The sequence below is a fragment of the Franzmannia pantelleriensis genome, from assembly GCF_900102875.1.
Classification (GTDB): domain Bacteria; phylum Pseudomonadota; class Gammaproteobacteria; order Pseudomonadales; family Halomonadaceae; genus Franzmannia; species Franzmannia pantelleriensis.
Genome location: NZ_FNGH01000020.1, coordinates 1 through 14,739 on the forward strand (window position 1 = coordinate 1; position 14,739 = coordinate 14,739).

General features: G+C 64.3%; 16 protein-coding genes. 8 read left to right on the forward strand and 8 right to left on the reverse strand.

Annotation, left to right across the window (positions count from 1 at the left end; genetic code table 11):
• The 4 genes from BLT16_RS19185 to BLT16_RS19200 all read right to left on the reverse strand — a co-directional run.
• Positions 1-518 (reverse strand): tripartite tricarboxylate transporter permease (locus BLT16_RS19185; protein WP_143025105.1); only part of this gene is annotated, 518 nt, incomplete at its 3' end.
• A gap of 1 nt (position 519) precedes the next feature.
• Positions 520-969 carry a hypothetical protein gene (locus BLT16_RS19190; protein ID WP_089660548.1) on the reverse strand — a complete coding sequence of 150 codons (450 nt, stop codon included), beginning with the start codon at positions 967-969 and terminating at the stop codon, positions 520-522.
• Between the two features lie 159 nt (positions 970-1,128).
• Positions 1,129-2,148, reverse strand: coding sequence for a polysaccharide deacetylase family protein (locus BLT16_RS19195; RefSeq protein WP_089660549.1), 1,020 nt, complete (start codon positions 2,146-2,148; stop codon positions 1,129-1,131).
• Positions 2,149-2,236: 88 nt separating this feature from the next.
• Complete coding sequence (locus tag BLT16_RS19200) at positions 2,237-2,776, reverse strand: hypothetical protein (RefSeq protein ID WP_089660551.1); 540 nt, start codon at positions 2,774-2,776, stop codon at positions 2,237-2,239.
• Between the two features lie 544 nt (positions 2,777-3,320).
• Here BLT16_RS19200 and glnA point away from each other — a divergent pair.
• From glnA to BLT16_RS19225, 5 genes are all read left to right on the forward strand, one after another.
• Positions 3,321-4,727, forward strand: coding sequence for a glutamate--ammonia ligase (gene glnA, locus BLT16_RS19205; RefSeq protein ID WP_089660553.1), 1,407 nt, complete (start codon positions 3,321-3,323; stop codon positions 4,725-4,727).
• Between the two features lie 127 nt (positions 4,728-4,854).
• Complete coding sequence (locus tag BLT16_RS19210; protein WP_245701778.1) at positions 4,855-5,451, forward strand: DUF4124 domain-containing protein; 597 nt, start codon at positions 4,855-4,857, stop codon at positions 5,449-5,451.
• A gap of 366 nt (positions 5,452-5,817) precedes the next feature.
• Positions 5,818-6,861 carry a nitrogen regulation protein NR(II) gene (gene glnL / locus BLT16_RS19215; protein ID WP_089660557.1) on the forward strand — a complete coding sequence of 348 codons (1,044 nt, stop codon included), beginning with the start codon at positions 5,818-5,820 and terminating at the stop codon, positions 6,859-6,861.
• A gap of 67 nt (positions 6,862-6,928) precedes the next feature.
• On the forward strand, positions 6,929-8,341 hold the full coding sequence (gene glnG / locus BLT16_RS19220) for a nitrogen regulation protein NR(I) (RefSeq protein WP_089660559.1): 1,413 nt from the start codon (positions 6,929-6,931) through the stop codon (positions 8,339-8,341).
• Positions 8,342-8,551: 210 nt separating this feature from the next.
• On the forward strand, positions 8,552-9,889 hold the full coding sequence (locus BLT16_RS19225) for a deoxyguanosinetriphosphate triphosphohydrolase (protein WP_089660561.1): 1,338 nt from the start codon (positions 8,552-8,554) through the stop codon (positions 9,887-9,889).
• 15 nt (positions 9,890-9,904) lie between these two features.
• Here the strand turns inward: BLT16_RS19225 and BLT16_RS19230 are convergent, their stop codons facing one another.
• Positions 9,905-10,816 (reverse strand): nuclease-related domain-containing protein, encoded by a 912-nt coding sequence (locus tag BLT16_RS19230; RefSeq protein WP_089660562.1) that lies wholly within the window; start codon positions 10,814-10,816, stop codon positions 9,905-9,907.
• Positions 10,817-10,973: 157 nt separating this feature from the next.
• On the opposite strand from BLT16_RS19230, the gene BLT16_RS19235 reads away from it, so the two are divergent.
• Complete coding sequence (locus tag BLT16_RS19235) at positions 10,974-11,852, forward strand: NAD-dependent protein deacetylase (protein WP_089660594.1); 879 nt, start codon at positions 10,974-10,976, stop codon at positions 11,850-11,852.
• 6 nt (positions 11,853-11,858) lie between these two features.
• On the opposite strand, the gene BLT16_RS19240 is transcribed toward BLT16_RS19235, so the two are convergent.
• The 3 genes from BLT16_RS19240 to BLT16_RS19250 all read right to left on the reverse strand — a co-directional run bounded on the left by BLT16_RS19240 (position 11,859) and on the right by BLT16_RS19250 (position 13,492).
• The gene (locus BLT16_RS19240; protein WP_089660563.1) at positions 11,859-12,290 is read right to left on the reverse strand and encodes a YbaY family lipoprotein; all 432 of its coding nucleotides are present in this window, start codon (positions 12,288-12,290) and stop codon (positions 11,859-11,861) included.
• 14 nt (positions 12,291-12,304) lie between these two features.
• Entirely contained in the window at positions 12,305-12,679 is a 375-nt protein-coding gene (locus tag BLT16_RS19245; protein WP_089660564.1) for a translation initiation factor Sui1, read from the reverse strand.
• A gap of 135 nt (positions 12,680-12,814) precedes the next feature.
• The gene (locus tag BLT16_RS19250) at positions 12,815-13,492 is read right to left on the reverse strand and encodes an HAD family hydrolase (protein ID WP_089660565.1); all 678 of its coding nucleotides are present in this window, start codon (positions 13,490-13,492) and stop codon (positions 12,815-12,817) included.
• Between the two features lie 446 nt (positions 13,493-13,938).
• Here BLT16_RS19250 and BLT16_RS19255 point away from each other — a divergent pair, with 446 nt between their 5' ends.
• Complete coding sequence (locus BLT16_RS19255; RefSeq protein WP_089660566.1) at positions 13,939-14,229, forward strand: hypothetical protein; 291 nt, start codon at positions 13,939-13,941, stop codon at positions 14,227-14,229.
• Positions 14,230-14,338: 109 nt separating this feature from the next.
• Positions 14,339-14,632, forward strand: a complete 294-nt coding sequence (locus tag BLT16_RS19260; RefSeq protein ID WP_089660595.1) for a hypothetical protein — start codon at positions 14,339-14,341, stop codon at positions 14,630-14,632.
• Positions 14,633-14,739: the final 107 nt, after the last annotated feature.

Sequence of the window (14,739 nt, forward strand, 5' to 3'; positions counted from 1 at the left end):
CCGGCGGCCAGCCCCTTGAGGAAAGAGCCGCCGGCCATGCCGGCAATGAACACCAGGGCGAAGACCAGGATCGCCGCCAGCTCATAGGGCCCGAACTTGAGCGCCACCGAGGCGAACGGGATGGCCACGGCGATCAGCAGCAGGGTGGCCAGCAGGTCGCCGATCACCGAGGCCAGCAGACCCACCTTGAGGGCCTTGCGCGGCTTGCCCGAGCTGGCCATGGGATAGCCGTCGAGGCAGGTAGCGGCGGAGGAGGGCTCCCCCGGGGTGTTGAGGAGGATGGCCGAGACCGCGCTGCCCGCCGCCGTGCCCTTGGAGAGGCCGATCAGAAAGGCGATGGCGGCATAGGCCGACATGTAGAAGGTCAGCGGAATGGCGATGGCGATGGCCACCGAGCGGTTGAGGCCAGGAATTACCCCGACGATATAGCCGAGCAGTACCCCGCCGAGGATGATGGCGATGGACTCGTAGTGAAAGGCCGCGGAAAAGGAGGTGAAAATGGCATCGAATCCGATCATGTCATACCACCCCGATGCGCATCAGGTGGGCGGTCAGCACGTAGAGCCCCAGGGCCGGGACCACGGCTACCGGGAGCAGCAGGTACCAGCGTCGCTCGCCGAAGATCAGCAGCAGGCCGCCGATCAGCAGCGGGGCGACCCAGGTCAATGGAAAGCGGTCGACCAGCAGGATAAAGCCGAGCACGTAGAGGAACGGCCACAGCAGGTGCCAGAGATGGCTAGCGCCCGGCAAGCGGATGGGGGGCTCGCCGATGCGCCACAGTTTGACGGCACTCACCGCGCAGAGTGCCGCGGCGCAGATCAGCATCAGCCAGGCACCGAGACTGGCCAATAGCTGAGGGGGGAGGCCGAATGAGGCGCCACTTCCGCCATACTCAGGGATGATCCAGGTAAGCAGTGCCAGGGCCAGCACACTGACGGCGAGCCCCGACCAGAAATCCATGCGTATCATGCCGCCGTCACCATGGTTGTTTAGTTGACAATGAAACAGCAACTTCTTCTGATGCGGTGCACGCGAGCAAGTGTAATTGCTGTTTTTGTTAGAGCGAACGCGCAAACTAACCAGTCGATCGTTGAGAAACAATCTCCGTGGTCGACGAGCCTTCAACGCTCAATGCGTAGGCGGGAGGGTATCGAGCGGTTGCCAGTGGCTCAGCAGCCAGTCGTAGAGCCGCCCCGGGCTCTGGGCCACTGGCTGGCTGATGGGAATTCGGGGGAGTGCCAATGGATCGAGCTGGGGCGTCAGCCAACCGCCGCAACCGGCTAGCGCCTGGCGAACGCCGCAGCGGCTGGCCAGGCGTCTTAAGCGCCTAGATGGCTGCTCATCCGGGTAGGAGAAGGCCTCCAGGGGTGACTCACAGAGCTTTGCCAGGTCGTCGCGGGAACGGCGGATATGCCAGCAGATGCGGGCATCGCTGAGCGGGTCCAGTGACTCCGGTAGCACGCCGTGGGCGCCAAAGCGAAACAGGCCGCTGTGCTCCAGGCGCCTGACGCTGAACGGATCGAGTCCGTGGGGCGGTTGGTCGAGGTCGGGATAGAGCGCCTCGGCCACGGCATTGACGGTCAGCGGGTCGCAGCGACGCAGCGCGGTGAGGTAGTCGAGCAGCGCTTCGCTGTAGGCGTGATCGGGATGCGCCGGGGGCAGCGGCGGCGGTGGCAGCCCGGCATCGCACAGGCTATCGTGGATAAGCTGGCAGGCACGCCCTTGCCACAGCCCTTCGCCAATCACCTCCCACCATACGCCGCGGGGTCGGCCGAGCAGTCCGGTAGTGACGAAGATGCTGGCCGGCAGCGCATAGTGCTCGAGCAGGGGTGCAGCGACCTCGGCATTGTCGCGCCAGCCGTCGTCGAAGGTCAGCGCGATGCAGGCGCGCGGGTCGTGGTGGGGTTTCAAGGCGGTGTCGAGGCAGACGATGCGGGATACCTCCACCAGCGACATCAGCAGATGCTTGAAGCTCTCCGGACCGAGACAGTAGGGCGCCCGATGCGGCAGCCGGGCTGCGTCTTCATCGGGCAGTACCCGGTGCAGTACCAGAATCGCGCGGCGACCCTGCAGTGGCACGCGCAGGCTGCGACGCCAATGCCCGCGTAGGCGTTGGGCCATATCCAGAGCGAGGTTCCAATGGGTCATGGTGAACCTCCTGCGCGTGGCATGTCACGTTATGTCAGTGTAATGCCCTTGGGTGAATCGCGCCGCGTCGTACGTCGGCCATCTATTGCTATAGCGGGAACTCCAGCACACGGGCCTGGCAGGCGCGCAGCCGCGCCAGCAGGTCGCTGTGGGCACTCTCGTCGAGGCTCGGGTCGAAGCCGCCAATCCGTTCGAACCAGTCGCGTCTCACGCACAGGGTGCCGGCCTCCGGCTCGCGCTGCCAGAGTCGCTTGAATCCCTGGGAAAGCGGTCGTCGACGCGGCGTGAGCAGTACCGCGTCCCACTGATGATGCGTCAGTAGGTGATCGGCCTTATCCAACCAGTCGGAAACCAAGCGCATGCGGGGCGTGGGAAAGATCAGCGTGGCACCCGGGGTGCGGCGTACCATTTCGTTGCTGCGCGCGCCGATCGACCCCAGACGTATGGTTTCGAAGTGTGCTCCGATGCGGCGGGTCAGGGTATGCAGGTTGCCGTTGTCATCATCGCTGACCACACGGATATCGACCTTGTCGGGGTGGCGCGCTACGGCGTGATGCAGGGTGGCCAGGCAGCGCGGCAGGCGCGCTGCCATTAGACGAGAATCGATGATGATGCAGTAGGGGTCCATCACAACGTGCCCTTAGCGCATTGCCCTGGCCCAGTGACTGGCGGCTAGCGGCAGATCGGTCGCATCATGTCTGCGCCGTGGCGCCGAGCATGTGGTTATGTAAGCAATAGTAGCCTTGAGTTTCAAAAGGTATCAATCATTTTGTCGGCTGATTTTCCTAGCAGGAGACGCCGAGCCGTGGCTGATACTGGCGCATTGGCACCATCACGTGGCATGGCGTGGAGTTCTTGCACTACATGAGTGCGGTCTGGGTTTTTTTGCACCAACATGGTTCGGGCAGGGCCTTGCTCGGCCCTCTCTTGGTTCCGTGTAAACTCATGGTGCATTTGTGGGTGGTAGAAAAAAATCCCTTCATTCATGAGGTTGGCTATTTTTCTCGGTATTTTGCGCCATTTTGGCACGCTGCCTGCATTGCACAGTGCAGAAGCATCACCCGAGTCGTCGTCGAAGGCGACCGCCGTGGGCAAGCTGCCCCGGCCGTGCTACAAACGACGCTGGACACGCAACGCCAATATTCGAGCAACGCTCACTAGTGGAGGACAACATGTCTGAGAAGACTCTCGCCCTGATCGAAGAACACGATATCAAGTGGGTTGATCTGCGCTTCACCGATACCAAGGGTAAAGAGCAGCACGTCACCATCCCGGCCCGCGACGTCGACGATGAGTTCTTCGAGAACGGTCAGATGTTCGACGGCTCGTCCATTTCAGGCTGGAAGGGCATCAACGAGTCGGACATGATCCTGCGTCCGGAAGATGGCTCTGCCTTCCTCGACCCGTTCACCGAAGACGCCACCCTGGTGCTGCGTTGCGACATCATCGAGCCGGCTACCATGCAGGGCTATGAGCGCGATCCGCGCTCCATTGCCAAGCGTGCCGAAGCGTATCTGCAGTCTACCGGCCTGGGCGACACTGCATTCTTCGGTCCGGAGCCGGAGTTCTTCATCTTCGACGAGGTGCACTGGAAGGCCGATATCGAAGGCGCCATGTACAAGATCACCTCGGAAGAAGGCGCCTGGGCTACCGACCGCCAGGTCGATGGCGGCAACCTGGCCCACCGTCCGCGGGTCAAGGGTGGCTACTTCCCGGTGCCGCCGGTGGACAGCTTCCACGATATCCGCAGCGCCATGTGTAACACCCTGGAAGCTATCGGCCAGAGCGTCGAAGTGCATCACCACGAGGTGGCCAACGCCGGCCAGAACGAGATCGGCGTCAAGTTCAACACCCTGGTGAAGAAGGCCGACGAAGTTCAGGAAATGAAGTACGTGATCCACAACGTGGCCCACGCCTATGGCAAGACCGCCACCTTCATGCCCAAGCCGCTGGTCGGCGACAACGGCTCCGGTATGCACGTCCACCAGTCCTTCTGGAAGGATGGTCAGAACCAGTTTGCCGGTGACGAGTACGCTGGGCTGTCCGAGATGGCGCTCTACTACATTGGCGGCATCATCAAGCACGCACGTGCCCTGAACGCCTTCACCAATGCCTCCACCAACTCCTACAAGCGTCTGGTGCCGGGCTTCGAAGCGCCGGTGATGCTGGCCTACAGCGCCCGCAACCGCTCCGCGTCGATCCGTATTCCTTACACCGCTAGCCCCAAGGGCAAGCGTGTCGAGGCGCGTTTCCCGGATCCGACCGCCAACCCTTACCTGTGCTTCGCCGCCATGCTGATGGCGGGCATCGACGGCATCAAGAACAAGATCCACCCTGGCGATGCCATGGACAAGAACCTCTATGACCTGCCGCCGGAAGAGGGCAAGTCCATTCCCACCGTCGCCGAGAGCCTCGATCAGGCCCTCGAGGCGCTGGACAAGGACCGCGCCTTCCTCACCGAGGGTGACGTGTTCACCGACGAGATGATCGATGCCTACATCGAACTCAAGGAAGAGGATGTGGAACGCCTGCGCATGACCACGCATCCGGTCGAGTTCGACATGTACTACAGCTGCTGATGACGCGCCGCGTTCGCGGCGCTGGGTAGCAATCGAAGGGGTTCCGCCACGGCGGAACCCCTTTTTGCACTAGACTATCCAAACGATTATCGGACCCGCTTGGGTCGTCATAGGTTGGAGCCGGTGCATGACTGTATTGCCAATGAATGCCAGTTGCTGTGTGCTGCTGGTTGCCTTGTTGAGTGCCGCCAGCGGTGCCCAGGCCACCTCGATCTATCGCACCACCGATGCTCAGGGCAACGTAGTGTTCACCGACAATCCCGAGCGTGGGGGGGAGCAGATCGAGCTCAACCCGCTGACCGTGGTGCCGTCGGGGGCGCGCACGCCGGCGCCGCAGGCGGCGCCCGAGGCCACTGCTCCCTCCTCCTCCCCCTCGGAGTCACTGTCGTCGCCGTTCATGCCCTACTCGACCTTCCGCATCGCGTCACCGCGCAATGAGGAGACCCTGCAGACCGGCGCGGCAGGCAACCTGCAGGTCCAGCTGGGTATCGAGCCGTCCCTGCGTGAGGATCATCGTGTGCGGCTGCTGGTCGATGGTGCGGTCAGCCAGTCGGCGCTGCACAGCGATGTGTTCATGATCGGCAACCTCGAGCGCGGCGAGCGCGTGTTGCAGGCCGAGTTGCTCGATGCCCGCGGTGAGGTGCGCCATCGCAGTGCGCCGGTGACGCTCTACGTGCAGCGTGCCAGCGTCAACCTGCCGCAGAATCCCAACAACCCCAATTAGCTGCCCCCTCGCCGGGTACCTCGGTCGCCGTGCCCGGACGGCAGCTCCAGACCCTGCCGCCCGGCTGCGCCGGCAGCGGGCAATTTTGATGCCTTCGATCACGCCGAGCGAGTGCGCGACAACAGTGCGCTCGACTATCAGGCCGGCTCCAGCAGCGCCGCCCGCGATTGATCGTAGCGGCCGGCGCGCCGCGAGGCCAATGATCGAGCGTGGCACTGCACCGCAGTGATCGTCGCGCCGTCTGCATTGCACTAATATGGTGCGAAAGTGCTCCTTGCACTCTCCTGGAACGCCGCCGACAGGCGCTTGCCAGGCTGGCGCGCTTCTTGCACAGCAATAGTGAACTCAAGGACGGCGGAATGCCCCATGTATCAACGTCTGCTGGAACACCTCACCACGGCGGTGCTGCTGTTAGACGGCACCCTGCGCCTGCGGTGGATGAATCCGGCCGCCGAAGCGTTGCTCGCGGTAAGTATCGGACGCGTTCAAGGTACGCGCCTGGATAGCCTGGAAGGCGTCGACGGGGCGGTAGCCAGCGTGCTGATCAAGGCGCGGCGCGAGTTTCATCCCTTTACCCAGCGCGAGGCGGTACTGACCCTGGCTGGCGGCGAGAGCGTCACCGTTGACTTCACCGTCACGCCACTCTCCGATGACGAGCTGCTGCTGGAGATCGAGCCCCGAGATCGACTGCTGCGGATCTCCCGCGAAGAGGCGCTGATCGCCCGCCAGGAAACCATCAAGACCCTGACCCGGGGCCTGGCCCATGAGGTCAAGAACCCCCTGGGCGGCATTCGTGGTGCCGCCCAGCTGCTCGAGCGCGATCTGCCTGACCCACAGCTGGCGGAATTCACCCGCATTATCGTCGAGGAGGCCGACCGCCTGCGCGATCTGGTCGACCGCATGCTCGGGCCCAACCAGGTCAGTCACCACCAGCCCCTCAATATTCACAAGGTGCTGGAGCGGGTGCGCTCGCTGCTGATCGCCGAGCAGCCGGCGGTGACGATCGAGCGCGACTACGATCCCAGTCTGCCGGATCTGCATGGCGATGAAGCGCGCATGATCCAGGCGGTGCTCAACGTGGCACGCAACGCCGTGGAGGCGATGAGCGAGAGCGAAATTGATTCACCGCGGCTGATTCTTAGCACTCGCGCCCGGCGTCAGTTCACCCTCGGCGCCGAGCGTCATCGGCTGGTCTGCGAGGTGGCGATCATCGACAACGGGCCGGGGATTCCCGAGCCCCTGCGCGAGACGCTGTTCTACCCAATGGTCTCAGGCCGCGCCGAGGGCAGCGGCCTGGGGCTCTCGATTGCCCAGTCGATCCTTCACCAGCACCAGGGCCTGATCGAGTGCGACTCGCGGCCCGGGCGTACCGAGTTCCGGCTGTTGACGCCGCTGGAGGCGCCGCCATGAGCCGTACCACCCGCTATTTCATCTGTGCCACGGCTGTCCACTGTCGTGATGTTCTCTGGAGGCTTGCATGACAGATCCTGCCCGTATCGTCATCGTCGATGACGACCGCGCCATTCGCTGGGTACTGGAGCGCGCACTGGCCCAGCCCGACCTCGAGGTGGAGAGCTTTGAGCGCGCCGACAGCGCCCTGGATGGCCTGCTCAAGCGCCCCCCTGACGTGCTGGTCACCGATATCCGCATGCCCGGCCTGGATGGCCTCGATCTGATGGCCAAGGTGCGCGAGGCGCACCCCGACATGCCGGTGATCGTGATGACCGCGCACTCTGATCTCGACAGCGCCGTGGCCTCCTATCAGGGTGGGGCTTTCGAGTATTTGCCCAAGCCGTTCGACGTTGACGAGGCGCTGGCACTGGTGCGCCGGGCGGTGGCACATGCCCGCGAGCGCCAAAGCCCTGCCGTCGCTCCTGAAGGACTGTCGGCAGAGATCATCGGCGAGGCACCGGCGATGCAGGAGGTGTTTCGCGCCATCGGCCGGCTGTCGCAGTCGCACATTACGGTGCTGATCAACGGCGAGTCGGGGACCGGCAAGGAGCGGGTCGCCCAGGCCCTGCATCAGCACAGCCCGCGGGCCGGCAAGCCGTTCATCGCTCTCAACATGGCGGCGATTCCTAAGGACCTGATGGAGTCGGAGCTGTTCGGCCACGAGAAGGGAGCCTTTACCGGCGCCACCGCCCAGCGACGCGGGCGCTTCGAGCAGGCCGACGGCGGCACGCTGTTCCTCGACGAGATCGGCGACATGCCGCCGGACACCCAGACCCGCCTGCTGCGGGTGCTGGCCGACGGCGAGTTCTACCGGGTCGGCGGCCATCTGTCGGTCAAGGCCGACGTGCGCATCATCGCCGCGACCCACCAGAACCTCGAGACCCTGGTCGAGGACGGCCGCTTCCGCGAGGATCTGTTCCACCGCCTCAACGTGATCCGCGTGCACCTGCCCAAGCTGGCCGAGCGCCGCGAGGACATCCCGCGGCTGGCCCAGCACTTCCTCGCCGAGGCCGCCCGTGAGCTCTCCACCGAGGCCAAGGTGCTGACCAAGGATGCCGAGCAGCACCTGACCCGGCTACCCTGGCCGGGTAACGTGCGCCAGTTGGAGAACACCTGCCGCTGGCTGACGGTGATGGCCTCGGGGCGCGAGGTGCTGATCGACGACCTGCCGCCGGAGCTACGTACCACCGAAGGCAGCGAGGCTGCCGCCGGCGACTGGCGCGCCGCCTTCCGCGACTGGGCCGACCGCGCCCTGGCGGCGGGTCACACCCATCTGCTGGAAGAGGCGGTGCCGGATTTCGAACGCATCCTGATCGAGACCGCGCTCAAGCATACCGGCGGACGCAAGGGCGAGGCCGCGGAGCTGCTGGGCTGGGGGCGCAACACGCTGACTCGCAAGGTCAAGGTGCTGCTGCCGGCACTCGCCGACGGGGAGTGACGGTGGGGCAGGGCGATCGCAGTTGCCCCTAAGCGGAGGACGCCGGGGGCAGGCCGAAGAGGAGGTTCTACGCCATGGATGGCGTAGGTAGCGCCCAGGGATGTTTTACAGCGCCTCCTCGCAGGCCTGCCGACGGACTAGTCCGAGCGTGCTGACCTAGCGCCAGGCGCCTAGCACTGCCAGAATACGCCTCTCAAGGAGGCCTCACCGATGACGCAGATGCACTGGGAGCGACTGCTCGACCCGAGCCGGCTCAACGACAAGCCGCGCTCGGTGAGCAATGAGATCGGCCGTAGCCCGTTTCACAAGGATCATGACAGGATCGTCTTCGCCGGTTCGTTCCGGCGCCTGGGGCGCAAGACCCAGGTCCACCCGCTGACCGACAACGACCATATCCACACCCGGCTGACCCACTCGCTGGAAGTGGGCTGCGTGGGTCGCTCGTTGGGCATGATCGTCGGCGAGCAGCTCAGCCACCGGCTACCGCAGTGGATCACCCCGGCCGACCTCGGCGTCATCGTGCAGGCCGCCTGCCTGGGCCACGATATCGGCAACCCACCGTTCGGTCACGCCGGCGAATACGCCATCCGCGACTGGTTCAAGCGCGCCGAACAGGACGGCAGCGGGCTGCTCGATGGCCTGTCGGATCTCGAGCGCGCCGACCTGCTGACCTACGAGGGCAATGCCCAGGGCTTTCGCGTGGTGACTCAGATCGAATACAACCAGTTCAAGGGTGGCATGCGCCTCACCGGCGCGACCCTCGGCACCCTGCTCAAATATCCCTGGACCGTGGAGCACGGCGGCAGCGCCGGCAAGTTCGGCAGCTACCAGTCCGAGGCGCACCTGCTCACCGAGGTCGCCGAGCGCCTGGGGCTCAAGCCGCGCGGCAGCAATGCCTGGTGCCGCCATCCGCTGGCCTGGTTGGTCGAAGCGGCAGACGACATCTGCTACGCGCTGCTGGATCTCGAGGATGGCCTGGAGATGGGCATCCTGCGCTACGACGAGGTCGCCGAGGTGCTGACCCAGATCGCCGGTGGCAAGCCGCCGGAGTATGACGCCATGCTGCGCGACGGGGTTTCCCAGCGGCGGCGCATCGCTGCGCTGCGCGGTGCGGCCATGGAGCGTGCGGTCAGCGATGTGGGGGCGGTATTCGTCCAGCATGAGAGCGAACTGCTCAACGGTGCACTCGAGCACGACCTGCTGGAGCTGTGCCATCCGGATCTCGACTGGGGGGTCAAGTCCGCCAAGCAGCTGGCCCGCGAGCGGATCTTCCAGAATGAGCGCAAGGCCAAGCTGGAGATCGGCGCCTACACCACCCTGGGGATTCTGCTCGAGGCTTTTATCGGCGCCGCCCATGAGCTGCACTATCACGGCGAGTCGAGCTTCAAGCACCAGCGGGTGCTGGCACTGATCGGCGAGAATACGCCGCGTCGCTCCTGGTCGCTCTACGCCAGCTACCGGCGCATGCTCGATTTCATCGGTGGCATGACCGACCACTACGCCGTCGACCTGGCCCAGGAAATGGGCGGGCGGCTCAAGGGGGATTGAGCGATAGCCCTGGGCTCAGACGGAGGGTTCCTGGAGATGCTGCAACTCGACCAGCGCGGCGCGCTGCATCAGAGCACGGATGGCGCGGTCGTGCGTGGCATCGTCGAACGGGCCGAGCGGCATCACGGCGAGCTGCTCGGAGAGCTTGTCGCCGCCGACCACCAGCAGGTCGTCGTCGGCCTGACTGGCATCGATCTCCCAGCCGGGCAGTGCCAGCACCCCCTTTACCGGCACTGTGGTGCCGCACTCCTGCGCCAACCATTTGCGTAGCCATTTGACGGCCTGGCGGGTCTTGAGCAGCGGACGGCGCTCGCTCCAGCCTGGAAAGCGCAATCGCTGTCGCTCTACGGCGACCTGGTTGCGTCCTTCGCCGCCGGGGTCCACCGGCCAGGTGCGGGCGCGGGTCTCGATCACGAACACGCCGTGGGGGGTGACCGCGACGTGGTCGATGGTATAGGTGTCGGCGGGGATGTCATGGAAGATGTGATAGGGGTGGGCGTCGGGGCGCACCAGGCGCTCCAGTTCCTGGCCGATCACCAGCTCGCAGGCCAGGCCAAGCTTGAGGCGACGGATACGCTGATAATCGCGGATCAGCAGGAAGCAGAACACCATCACCAGCAGCGTGCTGAGCAGCCCGTAGAGGCTCCATTCCACCCAGTCCTGCTGGCTGGCGAACAGCATGCGGCCCATGCCGTACACCAGCGGTGCCAGCACCACGATAGGCCCCAACGCGCCGTTGAGAAACAGGCTGGCAAAGGCGCGGTCGAGGCGGTCGCGCAGCGCCTGGCCAGGCTCGCGCAGCGGGTGGGCATCGAACGGCGAGCGCACCCGCGCGTCGTGCAGATTGCGCAGCGCGAGAACGATTACCGCGGTTGCCCCCAGGGGGAACATAAAGATCAGCGGTAGTAGGTATTCCAGCCAGGCCATCGGCAGCGGTCCTTACCTAGTGGGATGGATTGCCATACGGCGGTGACGATTGCGCGTTCATTCTAGCTAACCTCGGCAGGCTTGCGTGAACAATGTCATCATTTGTGGTTCCAAGATCATCGTCACCGGCCTGCAGAGTGAGCCCTCTATGACGACTATGCCGCCTAGCGCCTCCAGCACAGAAGCGGCGAGCGATGTTCCGGCCCATGTCGCCAGGGCCGCCGCGTCGCTCGCGCGGTTCATCACCCGCCATCCGCGGCTGGTGGTGCTGACCGGTGCCGGTGTCAGCACCGACAGTGGCATTCCCGACTACCGCGACGGCGATGGCGCCTGGAAGCGTCCGCCGCCGATGAATCACCAGTCGTTCATGAGCAGTCATGCCGCCCGGCAACGCTACTGGGCTCGCGCTCTGGTTGGCTTTCGCGCACTCAGCGAGGCGCGTCCCGGGGCCTCCCACCGAGGTCTGGCGCTGCTCGAGCGGCTCGACCATATCGATACCCTGATCACCCAGAACGTCGACGGCCTGCATCAGCGCGCCGGCAACCGGCGTGTCATCGATCTTCACGGTCGCGCCGAGATCGTGCGCTGCATGAGCTGCGATGCGCGCCGCATGCGCCACGACCTGCATGCCGAGCTGGCGGCCAGGAATCCACGCTGGCTGGACGTGGAGGCGCGTATCGGCCCCGATGGCGATGCCGACTTGGAGCATGACTTCGGCACCTTTCAAGTGCCTGATTGCGCACGCTGCGGGCGAGGCATCTGGAAACCCGATGTGGTGTTCTTCGGTGATCGGGTGCCGGAGGCACGGGTCACCGCGGCCCGTGCAGCGGTCTCGCGCGGCGATGCGCTGCTGGTGGTGGGCTCGTCGCTGATGGTTTATTCCGGCTACCGCTTCGCCCGCCAGGCGGCGGCTGAGGGCAAGCCGCTGGCCTGCCTCAACCTCGGCCACACCCGGGCCGATGCGCTCTATGACCTCAAGCTCGAAGCGCCGATCGGGGCTACCCTCGAGGCGCTGGCGATCCATCTCGACGCATGACGTCTCTCAGCGCGGTGTCAGCGGTATCTCGATGCGCTGAGAGCCGATTTGCGCTCCCGTCACTTCTACCTGTTCGCTGTTGCGGTGGGTGATGCGGCCGTCGTCGCGAATCTCGGCAATCAGCGCGTAGTTACGTTCGGTTTCTATGGCGCGGGCGTCGAACTGCAGGCTGACATCCATTGGCGTATCGCTGACCTGTGACGAGGTGGTCTCGGCGATCAATTCGCCGCGGGCGCCGTCGGCCTCCAGGGATTCGAGGGCCACGCGCAGCGTGGCGCTATCGCCCGTCTCCAATGCTGAGTCGGGCACCACGCGAGTCTCCAGGGTGGCGAAATCCGGGCGTCCGGCGCAGGCGGCCAGCAGCGCGGTACACAGGCAGATCGCGGCGATGTGCCAGGCGCGGCGCGCCAGCGCAGGGCGAATGGGGTCTTGGGTCATGGGGAGTCTCCTGATCAGCCGCCGGCCAGCTTGACGCGGTAGCCTTGGCGAGTGAGTGCGTCGCGTAAGGTGTCGCGGTGGTCGCCCTGGATTTCAATGATGCCGTGCTTAACGGCGCCGCCGGTGCCACAGCGCTTCTTGAGCGACTTGGCCAGCACCTTGAGCTCGGCGTCGCCCAGCGGTACGCCTTCGATGGTGGTGACGCCCTTGCCTTTCCTGCCGCTGGTTTCGCGGCGGATGCGCACCACGCCATCGAGTTCGGCCAGGCGGGCCTGCTCAGCTTGGGATGCGCACTCGCAGTCATCGACCGGCGCGCGACACCCGGGGCAGATGTCGCCATGCTCGGTGGAGTAGACGAGTCCACTGAGCTGGTCGCGAAGGGATGCCATATTGATGCTCCTGCTCGGGCAATGCCCGGTTGAGAGTGTCGCACCATGATACCCGAGGGCGTCCCAGCCCGGCAGGGGGTTATCCACTGCGGGTGGTCGCGAGGCGCTGTGGATAACCCGAGGCCGAGCCTTGTGTCAGGTGGTGGCAACCTGTGGCAGCAGCAGTCGACCGATCACGGTAGGTAGCTGATGCATGTTACTGATGCTGATGGCGCCGTCAGGCGTGGCTTCGACATCGGGGAAGCGGTTGAGATGCACCACTCGCATGCCGGCCGCCAGGGCCGCCTTGACGCCGACGATGGCATCGTCGATTGCCAGACATTCGTCGGCCCGGTATCCCATGATGCTGGCGGCATGCAGATAGAGGCAGGGGTCGGGCTTCCAGCAGTTGGCGGTATAGCCGCTGAACAGGTTGTCGCCGAAGGCCTCGGCCAGGCCAGTGGCGCGCAGGCCGGCGCGGATCTTGCTCTCAGGGCCGTTGGAGACCACGGCGCGGGGAAAGTCTCCCAGGGCATCGAGCGCCTCGCGCACGCCGGGTAGCGGCAGCAATTCGTTGTCGATGCGATCGGCGAGCCGACGGCGCATCTCGCCTTCGGAGTGGCTGAGCCGCTGGGGGTCGATGGATCCGTGGCGGCGCTGCAGCTCTGCCACGATGTTACAGAAGCGTGCGCCGCGAAACTCCCCCATGTAATCGCTGGGAGAAAAGGGCAGGCCCGCCTGGGTGAGGCTCTCCGCCATCTCGGCGGCCAGCAACGGCTCGCTGTCGACGAGGGTGCCGTCGCAATCGAAAAGTAGGCATCGAGGTGTTGCCATTGCCAGACCTCTATCGGCGCAAGTCAAGGACTTATAACCCTAGTGTTACAGATATCGGCCTATCTTGCCCAATATTGAGGGTCATTTTCCGCATTTTTTGAACACTGTTCGCCAATGCGCAGATCAGCCGCGTCCTCGTACCGAACATCGTGGCCCCCTCTGACACACCGACCCGGCGTGTCGAATCTGCCCCATGTGTCATATGTCGCCACCCGTTTCGCCGTTTTGCGCGGGGACATGGGGGCTACCTGGCATGCCGGGGTCTTTGCAAGTTAATGTTTTTTAAGGATTTTTATTTTTCATGGCATGAGGTGGCATGGCCGCTGCAATACTCAGGGTGAGAGACGAACAGCATCGAAGCGACGCAGCAAGTTCGATTCGATACCTAGCAATAGGCGGTACGTCTTCACACTCAGCAAGCACTGAAGACAAATGGAGGTGCGAGCATGATGTCCAAGGAATTTCTCAAGAAGATCGGTATTCTCGGCGTTTCTTTCGGCCTGATCGCCAGCCCGCTGGCCTTCGCCGACATGCACGACGAAGAGTACGAGCCGCAGGACCCGGCGCCGCAGGAAGAGCCTGCACCGGATGTTGACGGCAACGATGAATTCGGTGGCACCGATTACGACACCGAATATGAGGATGAGGAAGAAGAGTTCACCTTCGATGACGAGGAAGAGAACGAAGAGGAAGAGTGGGAAACGCCTGAAGAGGACGACGAAGAGCAGTCCTGGTAACAGCGGCTGACTCGGGCGCCCAGGGACGGGCGCCAGCGACCACAGGGATGCTTTGCTTCACTCGCTATCGACAGCGTCATATGGCGCACCCCAATGGAGGATGTACGACATGATGTCCAAGGACTTTCTGAAGAAAATCGGAATTCTGGGTGTTTCGTTTGGCTTGATCGCCAGCCCACTGGCCTTCGCCGACATGCACGACGAAGAGTACGAGCCGCAAGACCCGGCGCCGCAGGAAGAGCCGGCACCTGATGTCGACGGTGGCGACGAGTTCGGCACCAATGACGACGAATTCGACACTGAGTACGAAGACGAGGAAGAAGAGTTCACTTTCGACGAAGAGGAAGAGAACGAAGAGGAGGAGTGGGAGACTCCTGAGGACGATGAAGAGCAGTCCTGGTAATCATTGAACCGTTCCCTTGCAAGATGATGCTGCCCAGGGAGGGGCGGTGGGCTCTCCCCCTCGAGCCCCAGCGTGTGTCCACTGCACGTTGATCACAGCGCTGCCGC

What these genes read in the sequence shown, in the direction of transcription:
- BLT16_RS19250 (WP_089660565.1), bottom strand. Translation starts at nt 13,492, where the DNA reads ATGGCAACACCTCGATGCCTACTTTTCGATTGCGACGGCACCCTCGTC.
- BLT16_RS19195 (WP_089660549.1), bottom strand. Translation starts at nt 2,148, where the DNA reads ATGACCCATTGGAACCTCGCTCTGGATATGGCCCAACGCCTACGCGGG.
- BLT16_RS19245 (WP_089660564.1), bottom strand. Translation starts at nt 12,679, where the DNA reads ATGGCATCCCTTCGCGACCAGCTCAGTGGACTCGTCTACTCCACCGAG.
- BLT16_RS19225 (WP_089660561.1), top strand. Translation starts at nt 8,552, where the DNA reads ATGACGCAGATGCACTGGGAGCGACTGCTCGACCCGAGCCGGCTCAAC.
- glnL (WP_089660557.1), top strand. Translation starts at nt 5,818, where the DNA reads ATGTATCAACGTCTGCTGGAACACCTCACCACGGCGGTGCTGCTGTTA.
- BLT16_RS19210 (WP_245701778.1), top strand. Translation starts at nt 4,855, where the DNA reads ATGACTGTATTGCCAATGAATGCCAGTTGCTGTGTGCTGCTGGTTGCC.
- BLT16_RS19200 (WP_089660551.1), bottom strand. Translation starts at nt 2,776, where the DNA reads ATGGACCCCTACTGCATCATCATCGATTCTCGTCTAATGGCAGCGCGC.
- BLT16_RS19230 (WP_089660562.1), bottom strand. Translation starts at nt 10,816, where the DNA reads ATGGCCTGGCTGGAATACCTACTACCGCTGATCTTTATGTTCCCCCTG.
- BLT16_RS19240 (WP_089660563.1), bottom strand. Translation starts at nt 12,290, where the DNA reads ATGACCCAAGACCCCATTCGCCCTGCGCTGGCGCGCCGCGCCTGGCAC.
- BLT16_RS19190 (WP_089660548.1), bottom strand. Translation starts at nt 969, where the DNA reads ATGATACGCATGGATTTCTGGTCGGGGCTCGCCGTCAGTGTGCTGGCC.
- glnA (WP_089660553.1), top strand. Translation starts at nt 3,321, where the DNA reads ATGTCTGAGAAGACTCTCGCCCTGATCGAAGAACACGATATCAAGTGG.
- BLT16_RS19255 (WP_089660566.1), top strand. Translation starts at nt 13,939, where the DNA reads ATGATGTCCAAGGAATTTCTCAAGAAGATCGGTATTCTCGGCGTTTCT.
- BLT16_RS19235 (WP_089660594.1), top strand. Translation starts at nt 10,974, where the DNA reads ATGCCGCCTAGCGCCTCCAGCACAGAAGCGGCGAGCGATGTTCCGGCC.
- BLT16_RS19260 (WP_089660595.1), top strand. Translation starts at nt 14,339, where the DNA reads ATGATGTCCAAGGACTTTCTGAAGAAAATCGGAATTCTGGGTGTTTCG.
- glnG (WP_089660559.1), top strand. Translation starts at nt 6,929, where the DNA reads ATGACAGATCCTGCCCGTATCGTCATCGTCGATGACGACCGCGCCATT.